General features: G+C 29.4%; 17 protein-coding genes. 14 read left to right on the top strand and 3 right to left on the bottom strand.

Features of this window, described 5'->3' with window-relative positions:
- The first annotated feature begins 25 nt into the window (after nucleotides 1-25).
- The 9 genes from N2251_RS03565 to N2251_RS03525 all read left to right on the top strand — a co-directional run bounded on the left by N2251_RS03565 (nucleotide 26) and on the right by N2251_RS03525 (nucleotide 8,044).
- Nucleotides 26-562 carry a DUF5683 domain-containing protein gene (locus N2251_RS03565; protein ID WP_260585334.1) on the top strand — a complete coding sequence of 179 codons (537 nt, stop codon included), beginning with the start codon at nucleotides 26-28 and terminating at the stop codon, nucleotides 560-562.
- Nucleotide 563: 1 nt separating this feature from the next.
- Nucleotides 564-1,265, top strand: coding sequence for a 4-hydroxy-tetrahydrodipicolinate reductase (dapB, locus tag N2251_RS03560; RefSeq protein ID WP_260585333.1), 702 nt, complete (start codon nucleotides 564-566; stop codon nucleotides 1,263-1,265).
- 80 nt (nucleotides 1,266-1,345) lie between these two features.
- A complete protein-coding gene (lepB, locus tag N2251_RS03555; protein ID WP_260585332.1) occupies nucleotides 1,346-2,926 on the top strand; it encodes a signal peptidase I in 1,581 nt (526 codons plus the stop codon).
- Nucleotides 2,926-3,540, top strand: a complete 615-nt coding sequence (locus tag N2251_RS03550; RefSeq protein ID WP_260585331.1) for a WbqC family protein — start codon at nucleotides 2,926-2,928, stop codon at nucleotides 3,538-3,540. Before lepB ends, N2251_RS03550 begins: the two co-directional genes overlap by 1 nt.
- A 132-nt stretch (nucleotides 3,541-3,672) precedes the next feature.
- Complete coding sequence (locus N2251_RS03545) at nucleotides 3,673-4,245, top strand: Crp/Fnr family transcriptional regulator (RefSeq protein WP_260585330.1); 573 nt, start codon at nucleotides 3,673-3,675, stop codon at nucleotides 4,243-4,245.
- A 282-nt stretch (nucleotides 4,246-4,527) separates the two neighbouring features.
- Nucleotides 4,528-5,127, top strand: a complete 600-nt coding sequence (locus N2251_RS03540; protein WP_260585329.1) for a Crp/Fnr family transcriptional regulator — start codon at nucleotides 4,528-4,530, stop codon at nucleotides 5,125-5,127.
- 298 nt (nucleotides 5,128-5,425) lie between these two features.
- Nucleotides 5,426-5,998: a Crp/Fnr family transcriptional regulator gene (locus tag N2251_RS03535; RefSeq protein WP_260585328.1), complete on the top strand. Its 573-nt coding sequence runs from the start codon at nucleotides 5,426-5,428 to the stop codon at nucleotides 5,996-5,998.
- A gap of 212 nt (nucleotides 5,999-6,210) precedes the next feature.
- Nucleotides 6,211-6,786 carry a Crp/Fnr family transcriptional regulator gene (locus N2251_RS03530; RefSeq protein ID WP_260585327.1) on the top strand — a complete coding sequence of 192 codons (576 nt, stop codon included), beginning with the start codon at nucleotides 6,211-6,213 and terminating at the stop codon, nucleotides 6,784-6,786.
- Nucleotides 6,787-6,964: 178 nt separating this feature from the next.
- The gene (locus N2251_RS03525; RefSeq protein ID WP_260585326.1) at nucleotides 6,965-8,044 is read left to right on the top strand and encodes an NADH:flavin oxidoreductase; all 1,080 of its coding nucleotides are present in this window, start codon (nucleotides 6,965-6,967) and stop codon (nucleotides 8,042-8,044) included.
- Nucleotides 8,045-8,180: 136 nt separating this feature from the next.
- On the opposite strand, the gene rlmF is transcribed toward N2251_RS03525, so the two are convergent.
- Entirely contained in the window at nucleotides 8,181-9,038 is an 858-nt protein-coding gene (rlmF, locus tag N2251_RS03520; protein WP_260585325.1) for a 23S rRNA (adenine(1618)-N(6))-methyltransferase RlmF, read from the bottom strand.
- A 12-nt stretch (nucleotides 9,039-9,050) separates the two neighbouring features.
- Here rlmF and N2251_RS03515 point away from each other — a divergent pair, with 12 nt between their 5' ends.
- Nucleotides 9,051-9,341: a hypothetical protein gene (locus N2251_RS03515; protein WP_260585324.1), complete on the top strand. Its 291-nt coding sequence runs from the start codon at nucleotides 9,051-9,053 to the stop codon at nucleotides 9,339-9,341.
- Nucleotide 9,342: 1 nt separating this feature from the next.
- Here N2251_RS03515 and bshC read toward each other — a convergent pair whose 3' ends face one another.
- Nucleotides 9,343-10,929 (bottom strand): bacillithiol biosynthesis cysteine-adding enzyme BshC, encoded by a 1,587-nt coding sequence (gene bshC, locus N2251_RS03510; protein ID WP_260585323.1) that lies wholly within the window; start codon nucleotides 10,927-10,929, stop codon nucleotides 9,343-9,345.
- Nucleotides 10,930-11,595 carry a class I SAM-dependent methyltransferase gene (locus N2251_RS03505; protein WP_260585322.1) on the bottom strand — a complete coding sequence of 222 codons (666 nt, stop codon included), beginning with the start codon at nucleotides 11,593-11,595 and terminating at the stop codon, nucleotides 10,930-10,932.
- Nucleotides 11,596-11,778: 183 nt separating this feature from the next.
- Between N2251_RS03505 and N2251_RS03500 the strand changes: the two genes are divergently transcribed.
- Genes N2251_RS03500 through N2251_RS03485 form a run of 4 tightly spaced genes read left to right on the top strand, consistent with a single transcriptional unit; the run spans nucleotide 11,779 to nucleotide 16,575 of the window.
- A complete protein-coding gene (locus tag N2251_RS03500) occupies nucleotides 11,779-13,710 on the top strand; it encodes a BatA domain-containing protein (protein ID WP_260585321.1) in 1,932 nt (643 codons plus the stop codon).
- A complete protein-coding gene (locus tag N2251_RS03495) occupies nucleotides 13,707-14,966 on the top strand; it encodes a dihydroorotase (protein WP_260585320.1) in 1,260 nt (419 codons plus the stop codon). The genes N2251_RS03500 and N2251_RS03495 overlap by 4 nt, the downstream gene beginning before the upstream one ends.
- 1 nt (nucleotide 14,967) lies before the next feature.
- Nucleotides 14,968-15,606: an alpha/beta hydrolase gene (locus N2251_RS03490; protein ID WP_260585319.1), complete on the top strand. Its 639-nt coding sequence runs from the start codon at nucleotides 14,968-14,970 to the stop codon at nucleotides 15,604-15,606.
- Nucleotides 15,607-15,663: 57 nt separating this feature from the next.
- Complete coding sequence (locus N2251_RS03485) at nucleotides 15,664-16,575, top strand: sterol desaturase family protein (RefSeq protein ID WP_260585318.1); 912 nt, start codon at nucleotides 15,664-15,666, stop codon at nucleotides 16,573-16,575.
- The last annotated feature ends 27 nt before the right edge of the window (nucleotides 16,576-16,602 follow it).

Raw genomic sequence — 16,602 nt, 5'->3', positions numbered from 1 at the left:
CATATTCGTTTTTTTGAGTTTTTTTTTGAGTTTAACATCTTTTGCTCAAAAAGACACAACAGCTGTAAGCACTAAACAATTAAAATTTGGGAGCCATAGGTACAATCCATTATCTCCATCAAAAGCAGCTTTTTATTCTGCTATTTTTCCTGGAGGAGGACAACTTTACAATAAAAAATATTGGAAAGCGCCAATTGTTTGGGCAGCCATAGGTACTAGTGCTTATTTTTATTTTGATAACAGTAATGAATACGATCGCTACAGAACCGCTTTTAAACTTAGAAAACAAGGCTTAAAAGATGAATTTACTGACATAAACGGAAGTCAATTAATCTCTACTAGCGGGCTTGAAAATGCACAAAAAGTACTTAGAAAGAACAGAGATCTATCTCTTTTAACAGGTATACTAATTTATGTCTTACAAATTGTTGAAGCCAGTGTGAATGCACATTTATTACAATTTGATACCGATGATAGCCTTTCTATAAACCCAATAATAACACCCGACCCTTTATTTATTGAAACACCAAAAGTTGGGATAAATTTAAAATACTCTTTTTAAGATGAAAATTGCCTTACTAGGTTATGGAAGAATGGGTAAAGAAATTGAAAAAATTGCTTTACAAAGAGGTCATGAAATAATCATAAAAACCTCAGGAAAGGAAGTATACGATATTACAAAAGCTGATATTGCTATTGATTTTAGCATCCCAACATCTGCCTTTAATAATATTAGTAATTGCATAAATAATCAAATCCCTGTTATTTCAGGAACCACTGGCTGGTTAGATAAATACGATGCAATTACTGAATTATGTAATGATAAAAAAGGCGCATTTATTTATGCATCAAACTTTAGTTTAGGAGTAAATGTTTTCTTTGAACTAAACAAGCAACTTGCAAAAATGATGAATGCTTTAAGCGAATACGATATTGCTATTGAAGAAATTCATCACACTAAAAAACTAGATGCTCCAAGCGGAACAGCCATTACTTTAGCTGAAGGAATCATTGATCATTCAACAAAAAACGAATGGGAATTAGACAAAACCACATCAGACAATAATATCCCTATCACAGCTATTAGAACTCCTGATGTACCAGGAACTCATACGGTAACTTATCAATCAGCAGTAGATACAATTAACATTAAGCACACCGCTCATAATAGGCATGGTTTTGCTTTAGGTGCTGTTGTAGCAGCCGAATGGTTGGTTAATAAAACTGGTGTTTACACCATGAGAGATGTGTTAAACTTAGGTTAATTACGTAACTTTTATATAAAAAAGTACACAAATAATATTGAAATATATTTCTGTTTACAGAAAAACAAAATAAATACATTATGACATTTACTGAATGGTTTTTATGCTTTTTAATAATTCAAGTTATCCATTTTTTAGGGACTTGGAAATTATACGTTAAAGCTGGTAAAAAAGCATGGGAAGCAGCAATACCTGTTTACAATGCAATTGTTTTAATGCAAATTATTAACCGCCCAAAATGGTGGGTTATTTTATTATTTATACCAATAGTAAACTTACTAATGTTTCCTATTCTTTGGATAGAAACCTGTAGAAGTTTTGGTTTCAACGAAAGAAAAGATACGCTATTAGCCGTTTTTACTTTAGGATTTTATATTTTTTATATAAACTATGCTACCAACACACCTTATATAGAAAACAGAAGCTTACAACCTCGCTCTGCTTTAGGAGAATGGATAAGTTCTATTGCTTTTGCAATTATTGCTGCAACCTTGGTGCACACCTACTTTATGCAGCCCTATACAATTCCTACCTCTTCTTTAGAAAAAACATTATTAGTAGGAGATTATTTATTTGTAAGCAAGTTTCATTACGGTGCACGTGTGCCTAATACAGTGGTAGCAACACCAATGGCCCATGATACGATTCCTGTTTTAGGAACAAAATCTTTTATTTCTGATGACAAAAACAAAGACGGAATTTTAAACAAATTGTCTTTACCATATATGCGCTTACCAGGTTTTCAAAACATTAAACGTAATGATATTGTTGTTTTTAGCTGGCCAGCAGATACATTAGCCTTAATGTGGGGAGATACATCAGGAAAAGCAACTTATAAGCCTATTGATAAAAGAACCAATTATGTAAAAAGAGCTACAGGTATTGCTGGTGATACTTTAGAGGTTCGTGATGGATATGTGTTTATAAACGGAAAAAAAACGGTATTACCAGACAGAGCCAAACCACAATGGATGCATATTGTAGATACTGACAATCAAAAATTTTCTCAAGGTGCAATAAACAGGTACAATATTCGTGAAGGGAAACTATTAAATGATGGTAGATACTATTTAAATCTTACAGATGATGAAGCTGCTTTAATAGCTAAAAATCCTATTGTAAAAAGCATCGAAAAACATTTAAGCCCCAAAGGAACTTATGATGCTACTGTTTTTCCTCACAACCCAAAATACGCATGGTCTTCAGATAATTTTGGACCAATTTATATTCCGAAAAAAGGAACTACAGTTGCTTTAAACGAAAATACCATTCCGTTTTACGAGCAAATCATCCGAAGGTATGAAAACAATGATTTAACAATTTTTGGAAACGATATTTTTATCAATGGTAAAAAAGCAAAAAACTACACTTTTAAGCAAGATTATTATTGGATGATGGGTGATAACCGTCAGCGTTCCTTAGATGCTAGAAATTGGGGATATGTGCCATTTGACCACGTAGTTGGTAAACCTGTAATGATTTGGTTAAGCTGGGATCCTAATTCACCTAGCTTTATGGCTAAAATACAATCTATTCGTTGGGACAGAATGTTTACAACTGTTGGTGGTAGCGGAAAACCAACCTCATACTTATGGCTAGTACTGATTTTAATTGCTGGTTACATTGTTTATAGTTTTAAAAAAGGTAAAAAGAACGCTTAATGTCACTTTTTATCCCAACATATTTCGCGCCTATTTCACAGTATGCAGCAGTTTATAAATCTGACTCGGTAGTTTTTGAATTTGAAGATAATTATCAAAAACAAACCTACCGAAACAGGTGTTATATTTATGGCGCTAATGGAAAACTAACTTTAAATATTCCTGTAAAACATTTACTTAAAGAGAATAGAAAAAAAACAAAAGATACATTAGTTGATAATGATTCTCAATGGCAACAGCAACATTTTAAATCATTACAGTCTGCCTACCGATCTTCTCCTTTTTTCGAGTTTTTTGAAGATGATATTGCTAAAATATTTAATAAAAAATACACCTATTTACAAGATGTAAATATTGATACACATTTATTTATTACAGATGCTTTACAAATAGAAACTTCTTTTTCTAAAACAGAAAACTACGAGGTAACTACTGCAAATAATCTTGATTTTAGAAACCTAGCGATCGCTAAAAAAGGCGTTACTATTGAAATTGAAACTTACATTCAAATGTTTGATGACAAGCATGGTTTTATCCCTAATTTATCTATTTTAGATTTACTTTTTATGGAAGGCCCTAATGCAATTAGTTTTTTAGAAAAAATAAAAATATAACGAACCACCACCCACTTTCCTCTTCAAACAAAAACACTTAATCAATACATATTCAAAACATTATCTGATTAAATTTCATTTTATTCAATAAAAAATGTAAATTTGAGAGTATCACCTCTAATACTTTTTGTTATGAGCTTCTTTAAAGATTTTGTTTTTAATATTCATCCTATTTCAGAAAACTCTCTAAAAGAATTTAGCGCACTTGCTAAAAGAAAGAGTCTACAAAAAAATCAAATTATTGTTGATTTAGGCGATATACCTGTCAATTTTTATATTTTAAGAAAGGGTATAATAAGAGCTTATATTATTGATGAGAAGGGAAAAGAACATACTAGAACCATATACACTCCTATCGATACCTCTGGAAACCTTGGTGCTTTAATAAAAAAACAGCCTTCAAAATTAATTTATGAATGCCTTACCGATTGCGAGGTTGTTGAGTGTAATTATAATGATTTCAACGTTTTATCTTTAAAGTATCATGATTTATCTGTTTTTCAATATAAGGTATTAGAAAGAATTTATATAAGAGAAGAAGCTAAAATACTAGAATTATTAATGTTAAATTCAACTCAACGGTATAGAAAACTTAGAAATAAGTTACCGGGTATTGATAATTTAATAAACCAATATCATATTGCTTCATTCTTAAATATTACTGCTGTTCAATTAAGTAGAGTTCGAAAAACCGCATTTAGCTAAACAGGTTAAAAATATTTATTTCCATATAGTAGCTATGTATACCTGTAGTTTTATGCTGGCAAACACATTTTCATTGTTATCAATTTCTTTTGAATCTTCTGTTATCTTTAATAGTTTACTGCTGTTTTTTTTCTTAGAATTCAATAACAATCATAAATTGAACCCCTAACTTTAACTTACTTCATATTCATATAATAAGCCGCTAATTTCCTTTATAATAAATTAAATATTTACCAATAATAATATTGAAAACCTCTTTATTTTTTAATAAAAAATGTAAATTTGAAATTATCAAAAAAAAAAAAAGCTATTACCATGGATTTCTTAAAGAATTTTATTGCTAATTTTCATGAGCTCTCAGAAAATTCTTTTAATGAATTTGTTAATCTTGTAAAATTTGAAAAACTTCCTAAAAATCATCAAATAGTTAAGTTGGATCAAATCCCTACTAACTTTTATGTCCTCAAAGAAGGAATTATGAGAGCCTACATTATTGATAAAAAAGGAAAAGAACATACTAAAACAATATATACACCTGTCGTTACCTCAGGTAATTTAGGCGCTTTAATTAAAAAAGAACCTTCTAACCTAGTTTATGAATGCCTTACAGATTGTGAAGTTTTACAATGTAACTATGATTCTTTTTACAACTTATCCAAACTAAATCATGACATTTCAACTTTCCATCATAAAATATTAGAAGCTATATACATAAGGGAAGAGGCCAAAATATTAAGCTTATCTATGTTAGATGCTTCCCAACGTTATGAAGAACTTAAAAACAGGCTCCCAGGCATTGATAATTTAATAAATCAATACCATATTGCTTCCTACTTAAATATAACACCTGTACAGCTTAGTAGAATTCGAAAAAATATCTGATTTAATTTTCATTAACATATATTAATACTTAAACACTAAAAAAAATATTTGAGATGTAACTAACAAGTTACATTTTAATAAAAACATTAGCCCTAAATAGGTTTTTATTACAAAATCAAACTTACTTATCTTATGTAAGTTTAATTTTGTAATTTCTACTCTTTAATTTTTATTTTCTCCGCCTTATTACCCCCCTTAAAGAAACAGCAGTTCATTCATTATTTATGAACAATTTCATCGAAAATTTCTTTTATTTTAATAAAAAATGTAAATTTGAGTTAATCATAAAATTATTTCTATGGATTTTTTTAAAAATTTTGTTACTAATTTTTATGATCTTTCTGAAAGTTCTTATAATACGTTTCATAATATTGTAACAAGTGAAAGCCTACCTAAAAAACACCAAATAGTAAAACTTAGTCAAATTCCTGTTAATTTTTATATTCTTAAAAAAGGAGTTATAAGAGCATATATTATAGACGAGAAAGGAAAAGAACATACTAAAACATTATTTACACCAGTAGTCACTTCAGGAAATTTAGGTGCTTTGATAAAAAGAGAACCTTCAAATTTAATTTATGAATGCCTAACTGATTGTGAAGTTTTACGATGTAATTATAATTCATTTTATAATTTATCAAAACTAAACCACGACATTTCCATATTTCATCATAAAGTTTTAGAAGCTGTATATATTAAAGAAGAAATTAAAATTTTCAACTTATTGATGCTAGATGCTAAGCAGCGCTATGAAGAACTTAAAAATAGACTACCAGGTATTGGTAAATTAATCAATCAATATCATATTGCTTCTTACCTAAATATAACCCCCGTACAGTTAAGTCGAATTCGAAAAAGCTACCATAATTAATCAATAATTTTATTAACATATGTTAATGCTAATATCCTAAAAACAGTATACTTTTGGAATGCAGTTAACAAGTTACATTTCAATAAAAGCATTATACTGTATAGGTTTTTATTACAAAATAAAGTTTACACCCTTGTGTAGGTTTTATCTTATTATTTTTCATTAAATTTACGTATCCTCATCTTGAGGATATAACTTGTTAATTGCCTTTTATGAAAAATGATATTGAAATTTTCCTTTCTCGATTTTTGAAATTACCCAAAAACCTTGTTGTTGCTTTTGAAGAGCTTCTTACTTATACGGAATTGGAGCCTTTTGAATTTTTTACTAAAATAAATGAACGACCTACTGATTTCATTATCATAAAAACGGGATTAATTAGGTCTTACATAGAAACTGAAGACGGTAAAGAAATTACAAGACATTTATTTACCCCTATTAGTTTATCTTGTAGCTTATCTACAATGGTTAGAGAAATTCCTGCAACTGTTAATTACCAAGCGCTAACAAAGGTTACTGGTTATAGAGGTAATTTTTACAAATTTAAAGAGCTTGCTTTAAAACACCATGAATTAAGTTTACTTTATGTAAAAATGCTAGAAGGCACTTACTTAGAAGCAGAAAGTATCATCCTTACCTTATCTGCTTACGACGCTACAGAAAGGTATTTACGTTTAAAAAAGAGAATTCCAGATATTGATAATTTAATAGCACAAAAATATATTGCTTCATACCTAAATGTTTCACCTGTACAGTTAAGTAGAATAAAAAAGAGCTTACTTAAGTAACAAATCAATTAAGTATTACAACCACTTATTAATAGTTAAAATTTTTAGCTACTTACTTCTTACTCTTTAATTTCAAAAAAAGGAGTTAGTTTTTCTTATAAAACATCAAATCGAACATACTTATTAATTCCTAAATATTCTGCTTAAATTTGCCATTCAAAAATTTGAATCCTTAAGTATGAATACTCCCAATACAACAATAAAATTCTCTAACGGCTCAATAATGAACAATCGATTTATGTTAGCTCCTTTAACCAACCGACAAAGTCATGAAAACGGTCAGCTTTCTGATGATGAATTAAATTGGTTAAAAATGAGAGCTGAAGGTGAATTTGGTTTAGTGATGACGTGTGCTTCTCACGTACAAGAAATAGGTAAAGGTTTTCCTGGGCAATTAGGTATTTTTAGCGACGACTTAAATGACGGACATAAAAAACTAACCCAAAGCATTAAAGAGAAAGGCAGTTTAGCTGTTATTCAATTGCATCATGCAGGAATGCGTACGCCACATGAATTGATAAACGAAAAACCTGTTTCTTCTTCTGATAATAAAAAAACAAATGCAAGAGGCCTTACACTTACAGAAGTAAAACAATTAAGAGATGATTTTATTACTGCAGCTGTTCGTTCTAAAAAGTGCGGTTATGATGGTGTTGAAGTTCATGGCGCACATGGTTATATTTTAACACAGTTTTTAAGCTCAGAAATAAACCACAGGACAGATGAATATGGTGGTTCTCTAGAAAACAGAGCTCGAATAATTTTTGAAATTGTAGACGGCATTAGAGAACAATGCGGAAAAGATTTTTTAATCGGAGTTCGTTTATCACCTGAAAGGTTTGGAATGGATATTGGTGAAGTGAAAACTGTTTGTCAACAATTAATTGATGCAGGAAATATTAATTTTTTAGACATCTCTTTATGGGATTGTTTTAAAATGCCTAATGATGAAAAATATCAAAACCTCAGCTTATTAGATCACTTTAAAAGTTTAGATTTTAAAGATGTTAAATGGACAGTTGCTGGTAAAATTAGCAACGCTGTTGATGTTCAAAAAATATTGGATGCTGGTGTCAATTTTGTATCAATAGGAACCTCAGCTATATTACATCATAATTTTCCGAGGTTAGTAATGAATGACCCTAATTTTACACCTGTTGCAACACCTGTTTCAGAAGAACATCTTTTAAAAGAAGGTGTAAGCAAAACGTTTATCGAATATTTAAAAAGATGGCCGGATTTTGTTAAAGAAAATTAGAAAGTAACTTCTTTTTATATTTAGTGATTATTTCATCAATCTAAATTTGGTTCATTTTACATTTCGATTTTTAAATTAACTAAAACAGCGTCTTAAAATTACTTTTAAGACGCTGTTTTTATTGTTATAAATATATTTAAAATCGCCAACACACAATACGTGTAACTTTATTTCCTTGACTCATAGGTATCACCTTAAATTCTGCTACTTTTAGTTTTTTAGCAGAATCTTCTAAACTTTTTACATTCTCTTTTTTAGACACCAAACTAGTAAACCATTTACTTGCCTTAGGCTGTAATGAGCTTTCATATAAATAGGTGTGTAAAAATGCTTTTTCGCCACCAACATACCAAAGTTCATTCGAATTTCCTGCAAAATTACGAACCGTATTATTCCCTAAGTTTCTAGATTTTCTGCGGTTTGCACCTCTTGCTTCTTCTGCCGATTTATAAAACGGAGGATTACACATCGTTGCCGAAAAAGAATCTCCTTCTGCTATAATATCTTTTAAAATATGGGCTTCATTAAACTGTTGACGTAATTCAATTTTATCACTTAAATCATTGTCATCAATAATATCTTGTGCGTAATCTAACGAATCTAAATCGATATCTGTAGCTACAAAATTCCAGTCATACTCTACAGTTCCTAAAAGCGGATAAATACAACTTGCTCCGGTACCAACATCAAGTACTTTTACATCTTTAGCATCACCAATTAAATCGGCTAAATGATGAATATAATCTACTCTACCAGGAATTGGCGGACATAAATTTTCATCAGAAAAATTCCAATCTTTTATATTATAATGTGCTGCTAATAATGCCTTATTAAATTCTTTTACCGCTGTCGGATCAGAAAAATCGATTGTTTCTTTATCAAATTTCTCGATAACAAACTCCTCTATTTTCGGATACTTTTCTTTTAGCAATGTAAAATCATATCCGTTTTTATGTTTGTTATTTTTATGTAATTTACTTTCTTTGTCTTTCATTAATTTTTGTTTATGAAACCGAATTCAAATGCGTATTATAAAAAGAAAACTTCTTTGTTTGTAAAAAACTGGAAAACTAAAAGAAATAACAAATCGTTATTTGCCTTTAAAAGAGCACTTAGTTTTGCACTTCCTTTTTCGTTTATATTTATTTTTTGGGAAGTTGGTTTTTCTGAAAAATTCTTTTATAAATTCCCGCTGTTCTTTTTTATCAATATGGTCATCTATTTTATTTTTGCTTATTTCATCTCGTATAAAATAAACGAAAAGAATTATCAAAAATATAAAAACCAAGGATTTTAATTTAAATTTCTATTACTGTAAATTCTAATTGTAGTGGCTGTAAACTTTCTTTTAATGCTTTAATTAAAGTATCTCCGTACTCTAAATAATACTCAGAAAAGTTTCTCTGTCGCTCTTCTAAACTTTGGTTTGGTAATATTTCGTTTTGCAATAATACAATTCTATCTACCAAATCTTTTTGTCTTCGTTTTTCTGCTCGTAACCAGCGTTTTTCTAAATTATCTAACCCTTTTAATTGCTTTTTTTCTTGAGCATTTACAGCACCTACAAATGACACATCTGTTTTTTTAGCCAATTCTCTTAAACCGACAAACTGTTGCTGTAAAAATTGTTTTTGACTCGTAAAATCAACTTTCTCTTCTGAAGTTTCTAATACTTTATCCTTTAGTAAGCTGTTTTGATTTTGAAAAGATTCTTCTAATGAAATATCTAGTTTTTCTAATTTCTTAGCTTGCTTTTCAGAAATTATTTGCACTGAATTACGCAATAATAAAATAGGAAATGGTACTTTAACTTCATCAAAATAATCTTTTAACTGCATCCAATAAGCCAACTCTCCTCCTCCACCGATATAACATAAGTTTGGCAGCACTACTTCTTGAAATAACGGACGCATAATTACATTTGGTGAAAATCGTTCAGGAAAATCATGAACTTCTTTTAACAACGCATCTAACTCCCAATAAATACTAGTGTTATTCGCTTTATACACATCATCTTCAAAAACAATACGTTCACGGATTTCATCTGTTAAATAAAACAAATTAATTTCTCTTGGGTTTACCTGAATCTTATATTCATCACCCAAACGTTCAATCGTTTCTGTTACTTTTTTGTATGAAATTTCCTCTTTTAATTCGCGCTCAATAAACGGAATAAACTCTTGCTTCAATTCTCGGTTATCAGCATCAACAATTACCAATCCATATTCGCTAAATAATTCATTAGCTATGTATCTTGTAGCATCAGCTAAATTGTTGTGTTTTATATACCCCTCTTTAAAAAGGTTAATTAAATATTGTGCATTTTTTGAAGTTCCTAAGTGGTTCGAAAACACTTCTAATACCTCTTGCAATCCATCTGTAGAAAAACGTCCTACTCCTCCTGTTTGGTTAGAGTTCCATTGTACTTTTTTACCTTTGAAGTTGAAGTAGTTTATTTCTTCAAAATCATGATCTTCAGTAGCCATCCAATAAATTGGCACAAATTTTTGTTGCGGATAATTAGCTCTTAATTCTTCACACAAATTAATGGTCGAAAATATTTTATAGAGAAAATATAACGGTCCCGTAAACAAATTTAACTGATGCCCTGTAGTTACTGTAAAAGTAGTATCTAATAATAAATCATCAATGTTTTGCTGTGTAGCTTCTGATGTTTTTACAGTAGCATATTGTTTCTTTAAAACGGTAACTAAGGTTTTTCTTACTGCTGATGAAAAAGTTTTGCTTTCTATCTGGCTTTTAAAACTATCTAATGAAGGAAAGTTATTATAAAAGGGTTGTAATTTTTCTGATTGCTCTAAATAATCAAGCATTGTTTTAGAGAAAAAACCGGTTTTTTTAAAAGGAATATGTGTTACTTTCATTTACTTATTTATTCTTTGAAACAATGTGTAAATATAAGGTCTTTTTCCACCATACGGATTTACAAATGTGTGATTAAATTCTGTGATTAACTTAAACTGACTTCCTAAACGTTCTTGTAACATTTCGCTATTGTATCTCTGCAAATCTAAACCGCAACATTTTTCTGCGCCATCTAAAGCAAAAACTGCAATAATTACGAATCCATCTTTAGCTACAACTTGCTTTAATAAATTAAAATAAGCTACTTTTTCTTCTTCTTTTAAAAAGAAATGCAATACCGCTCTATCATTCCATAAATCAATATTACTTAGCTTATTTAATTTTTTAGGTTGTATTAAATCATCCGCAATAAAAGTTACTTTTGCTGCTTCTTCAGCTAAGCGATCTTTTAAAGTAGTCAATGCTTTTTCAGATAAATCGCTTGCTATTAAATTCGTGTAACCATCAGCCAATAATTCATCTATTAAAACCGAAGAACCAACACCTACGTTTAAAATAGTTGCGGTTTTTTCTAATCCCGATTCAGAAATTAAAGACATTGTTTGTGCTGCCTTCTCTTCAAACCAACCTAACTTTTCAGTTGTATTTTTTGTGTATGCAGTATTCCAGTGATTTTTATATTCAATTTCCTCTGGGCTTTTACAATCACTCTCTTTTGTAGTCATAGTTCAAAAATAGTGAAATTTGATATCTTGTCGAAAACAAAACACTTTTCTAACAGATTTTTAACTACATTCTTTTTTAAATGATCATTTTGGCTATTTTTACAGTTAATAAGTTACCTTGTAAAAACATTTTTACAAAAGCTAAATCACTTAAAACCTCACTTAGTGAGCAAAAAATGAACTATGCAGTTTAAACATCCTGAAATTTTATACTTCTTAGTACTTTTACTAATTCCGATTATAGTTCACCTATTTCAATTACAGCGATTTGTTAAAGTTCCGTTTACCAACGTTGCCTTTTTAAAAAAACTAGCATTACAAACTCGTAAAAGTTCTCGCATAAAAAAATGGTTAATTTTAGCTACGCGTTTACTATTATTTGCCGCTTTAATTATAGCTTTTGCTCAACCTTATTTTAGCAATCATAAAAGCGATCAACAACAACATTTCTTAATTTATTTAGATAATTCTTTAAGCACAAATACCGATGGGGATAAAGGAAATTTATTACAAGTAGCTAGCCAAGAAATTATAGAAAACATCTCAGAAAAAGCAACTTATTCTTTAATTACAAATGATGAATTTCATAAAAATAAAACAGCTGCTGATTTAAAAACTATTTTATTAAAAGTAAAAAATACCGCTAAGAAAACGGAATTAAAAGATGTTTTATTAAAAATATCGACCGAAAACAAAACAAATACACTTTCTGAAAACATTATTATTTCTGATTTTCAGAACGTAAAAAAAGAAGACTTATTAAGTTCACCAAAGAATACTTCTTTTGTAAAATTAAATCCGCAGCAAAAAAGTAATTTATCAATAGATAGTGTTTTTATAAGTGACAACGGAACAACAAATTTTGAAGTAAACATTCTTGTTAAAAATCAAGGAATTTTAAAAAAGAATGTACCAATTGCTATTTACAACAAAGAAAAGTTAATCAATAAACAACTTTTTTCTATTGAAGAAAATGAAACTAAAAAAGTGGTTTTTTCTATTTTGAAAACAACTGATTTTTCTGGAAAAATTGAATTAAATTTTAAAGATACTTATACTTTTGATAATTCCTTTTATTTCGCCATAAACTCCAACACTAAAACTGCTGTTTTAAATATTGGTGAATCTGCTGATTTTTTAAGCAGAATTTATACAAAAGAAGCATTTGACTTTACATTTTCTGCTATTAAAAATCTGAATTACAATTTAATTCCGAAACAGCATTTAATTGTTTTAAATGAAATTGATAATATTCCGGAGAATCTTATTGCTAGTTTAATTGAATTCACTAAAAACGGTGGAAACTTGGTTATAATACCTTCTAAGGATTTAACTATTTCGTCTTACAGCAGTTTATTTAACAAACTTAAAATAGGAAAACTACTCTCTAAAAAAACTGATAGTTTAAAAATTACAACTATAAATTACAAACATCCGATTTTAAAAAACGTGTTTGAAAAAAATGTGCGTAATTTTCAATATCCGTTTGTAAAAACTTCTTATAATACACAACTATTAAACGCTAGTACTGTTATTTCTTTCGAAAACAAACAAGGTTTTATACAAAAAGTAAACTCAGTAAATTCAGCTATTTATTGGGTAGCGGCACCGCTTAGTAAAGAAAATAGTAACTTTATAAATTCGCCTTTGGTGGTGCCTGTTTTTTATAATATTGGTAAAAACAGCTTACAACTTTCTAAATTATATTATACAGTTGATAAGCAATCAATTATTGACATTGATAAACAACTAGGCAAGGATGAAATAGTAACTATTTCAAATAACAAAACGTCCTTTATTCCGCTGCAACAAACACTTCAAAATAGCGTAAAAATTACAACTACAGATCAACCTTTAGTTGCCGGATTTTATCAAATAAAACAAGAAGCTAGTATTTTAAAAAACATTGCTTTTAATTATCCGAAGAAAGAAAGTTTATTAAATTTCTTAGATTCAGAAAACTTAAACTCAAAAACTACCGCTAATTCGGTTAAAAACACCTTAAAAAATATTAATAGTGAAAATAAAATTCAATGGCTTTGGAAATGGTTTTTAGCCTTAGCCATTGTATCTTTGCTTATAGAAATTTTGATCTTAAAATTCTTTAAACCATGACAACGCTGCTAAAATCGGCTACAATTATTGATGCCTCTAGTCCTTATCACCAACAAACTAAAGACATTTTAATTACTGATGGAATTATTACCAAGATTAACGATACGATTACTTCAAAAAAAGAATATCAAGTTGTAAAACTTGATAATTTACATGTATCTACAGGTTGGTTTGATACGAGTGTTTCTTTTGGTGAGCCTGGTTATGAAGAGCGCGAAACAATTAAACATGGTTTATTAGTAGCCGCTAAAAGCGGATTTACAGCTGTTGCTGTAAACCCAAATACAAACCCGGTAATAGACAATAAATCTGCCGTTGAATTTTTAATTAATAAAGCCAACGGATTCGCTACTAACCTATACCCTATTGGTACGTTAACACAACAAAGTAAAGGTATTGAAATGGCCGAATTGTACGACATGCAACAATCTGGCGCTATTGCTTTTGGAGATTATAATAAACCTATTGCTAACGATAATTTATTAAAAGTAGCTTTATTATATACTCAGAATTTTAATGGCTTGGCAATGAGTTTTCCTAAAAACAATGCGATTGCTGGTGAAGGTGTTGTTAATGAAGGTAAAAACAGTACGATTTTAGGTTTAAAGGGGATTCCTGCTTTGGCAGAAGAACTTCAAATTTCTCGCGATTTATTTTTACTAGAATATACGGGTGGAAAACTACATATTCCTACAATTTCAACTAAAAAATCGGTTCAACTAATTAAAGACGCTAAAAAGAAAGGTTTAGATGTAACGTGTAGCGTAGCTGTTCATAATTTATTTTTAACTGATGATGAATTGCATGATTTTGATGGTAATAAAAAGGTAAATCCACCGCTAAGAACATCTAGCGATATAAAAGCACTTTTAAAAGGAGTAAAAGACGGAACGATTGATATGATAACGTCAGATCATAATCCGATAGATATAGAACATAAAAAGGTAGAGTTTTCAGAAGCAAAAGACGGAACCATCGGTTTAGAAAGTGCTTTTGGCGTTTTAAATTCAATTTTAGATATCGAAACTATTACAAACTGTTTATCTACTAATCCAAAAGAACGTTTCGAACTAGAGAAAGCAAGTATCAAAGAAAATGAAAAAGCAAATTTATCAATTTTTAACCCTGATGGATCTTATACATTTTCAAAAAAACATATCCTATCAACTTCAAAAAATAGTATCTTTTTAAATAAAGAATTAAAAGGAAAAGTATACGGTATTTACAATAACAATCAATTAGTTTTAAATTCATAAAATGAGTTTACATTACATCGTAAGAGAACCTAAGAAAACAACTACAAATCCGTCTTTATTAATTTTACTGCATGGATACGGTAGTAACGAGCAAGATTTATTTTCATTTGCTGAAGAATTACCTGATAACTTATTAATTGTTAGTGCGCAAGCACCACATAGTATGGGCATGGGAGCTTATGCTTGGTATGCCATTAATTTTGATGCTGTTAATGGTAAATTTTCTGACTTAGTTCAAGCAAAAGAATCAGTAGATGAAATTGCTTTATTTATTGATGAAATAAAAAATAAATACAACACAAATCCTGATAAAACATTTCTTTTAGGTTTTAGTCAAGGAGCCATTTTAAGCTACGCACTAAGTTTTAATTACCCTAATAAAGTGCAACATGTAATTGCTTTAAGCGGTTATATTAACGAAGAATTACTACCTAAAGAAATACCGAGTACGATTACTACAGATTATTACATTTCTCATGGAACCGTAGATCAGGTATTACCTATTGATTGGGCTCGAAAAGCACCACAAATTTTATCAGACAATAAATTACAAAGCGAATATTCAGAATATCCGGTAGGTCACGGAGTGGCTCCTCAAAACTTTTATAGTTTTAAAAAGTGGATTGAAAATCGTTTGTAAAAATTTAATTATTATTTTTAAGCAAAAAGAAATATTTTTGCATTCTAAAGAATCAGTATGGGTTTATTAAATCAAGATGTTCTATATTTTTGGAGCACACCGTTTTTTATTTCAATAATTTTAATTGAAATATATTTTAGTTACAGGTCGAAGAAGAAAAATTACGATTTTAAAGATACTTCTACGAATGTTTATTTTGCACTAATAAACTTTAGTTTAGACCTATTAATGAAAGTAATCTCTTTTGGTGTAATGGGAATTTGCTATCATTACAAAATTGTAGATTGGGAATATTTAGGTATAGCTTACTGGTTATTTGCATTTATTGGTCAAGATTTTTTATATTACATACATCATTATGTAGACCATCATTCAAGATTTTTTTGGGCGGTTCATGTAACACATCACAACTCGGAATATTATAATATCTCAACAGGCTTTCGTTCACCGGTATTACAGCCTTTATTTCGTTATATGTTCTTTTTACCTTTAGCTTTTTTAGGAGTTGAACCTTTACATATTATGTTTGCTTATGCATTGAATCAAATTTACGGAACTTTGTGTCACACAAATTTTATAAAAAGCAAATTAGGTTTATGGGGATTTTTCTTTGTAACTCCTTCTCATCATAGAGTTCATCATGCTTCAAACACCAAATATTTAGATAAAAACATGGGAATGGTTTTAATTATTTGGGATCGTATGTTCGGTACATTTCAAGCTGAAGAAGATGAAGTAACTTATGAAAAACTACGTTACGGATTAACTTCTCCGTTAGAAGACAAAGGGCCTATCAATATAATTTTTCATGAATGGAAAGAAATTTTTAAAGATTTCTTTAATAGAAAGAAACACTTACCACTAGGCACCCGACTTAAATATGTTTTTATGCCTCCAGGCTGGAGTCATGATAACAGCTCTAAAACAAGTAAAGAGTTACAAGCTGAATTATCAGCTAAACAAAAATAAAAAAACCGAGCTTTAAGCTCGGTTTTT

The sequence above is a fragment of the Tenacibaculum haliotis genome (assembly GCF_025215075.1).
GTDB lineage: Bacteria > Bacteroidota > Bacteroidia > Flavobacteriales > Flavobacteriaceae > Polaribacter > Polaribacter haliotis_B.
This window is presented reverse-complemented; position numbering and strand designations above follow the sequence as displayed.

Bases quoted from the DNA above. Each gene is read 5' to 3' on its own strand.
- N2251_RS03535 (WP_260585328.1), top strand. From the start codon at position 5,426: ATGGATTTTTTTAAAAATTTTGTTACTAATTTTTATGATCTTTCTGAA.
- N2251_RS03485 (WP_260585318.1), top strand. From the start codon at position 15,664: ATGGGTTTATTAAATCAAGATGTTCTATATTTTTGGAGCACACCGTTT.
- N2251_RS03545 (WP_260585330.1), top strand. From the start codon at position 3,673: ATGAGCTTCTTTAAAGATTTTGTTTTTAATATTCATCCTATTTCAGAA.
- N2251_RS03500 (WP_260585321.1), top strand. From the start codon at position 11,779: ATGCAGTTTAAACATCCTGAAATTTTATACTTCTTAGTACTTTTACTA.
- N2251_RS03550 (WP_260585331.1), top strand. From the start codon at position 2,926: ATGTCACTTTTTATCCCAACATATTTCGCGCCTATTTCACAGTATGCA.
- bshC (WP_260585323.1), bottom strand. From the start codon at position 10,929: ATGAAAGTAACACATATTCCTTTTAAAAAAACCGGTTTTTTCTCTAAA.
- N2251_RS03515 (WP_260585324.1), top strand. From the start codon at position 9,051: ATGAAACCGAATTCAAATGCGTATTATAAAAAGAAAACTTCTTTGTTT.
- N2251_RS03525 (WP_260585326.1), top strand. From the start codon at position 6,965: ATGAATACTCCCAATACAACAATAAAATTCTCTAACGGCTCAATAATG.
- N2251_RS03505 (WP_260585322.1), bottom strand. From the start codon at position 11,595: ATGACTACAAAAGAGAGTGATTGTAAAAGCCCAGAGGAAATTGAATAT.
- N2251_RS03490 (WP_260585319.1), top strand. From the start codon at position 14,968: ATGAGTTTACATTACATCGTAAGAGAACCTAAGAAAACAACTACAAAT.
- N2251_RS03530 (WP_260585327.1), top strand. From the start codon at position 6,211: ATGAAAAATGATATTGAAATTTTCCTTTCTCGATTTTTGAAATTACCC.
- N2251_RS03495 (WP_260585320.1), top strand. From the start codon at position 13,707: ATGACAACGCTGCTAAAATCGGCTACAATTATTGATGCCTCTAGTCCT.
- rlmF (WP_260585325.1), bottom strand. From the start codon at position 9,038: ATGAAAGACAAAGAAAGTAAATTACATAAAAATAACAAACATAAAAAC.
- lepB (WP_260585332.1), top strand. From the start codon at position 1,346: ATGACATTTACTGAATGGTTTTTATGCTTTTTAATAATTCAAGTTATC.
- dapB (WP_260585333.1), top strand. From the start codon at position 564: ATGAAAATTGCCTTACTAGGTTATGGAAGAATGGGTAAAGAAATTGAA.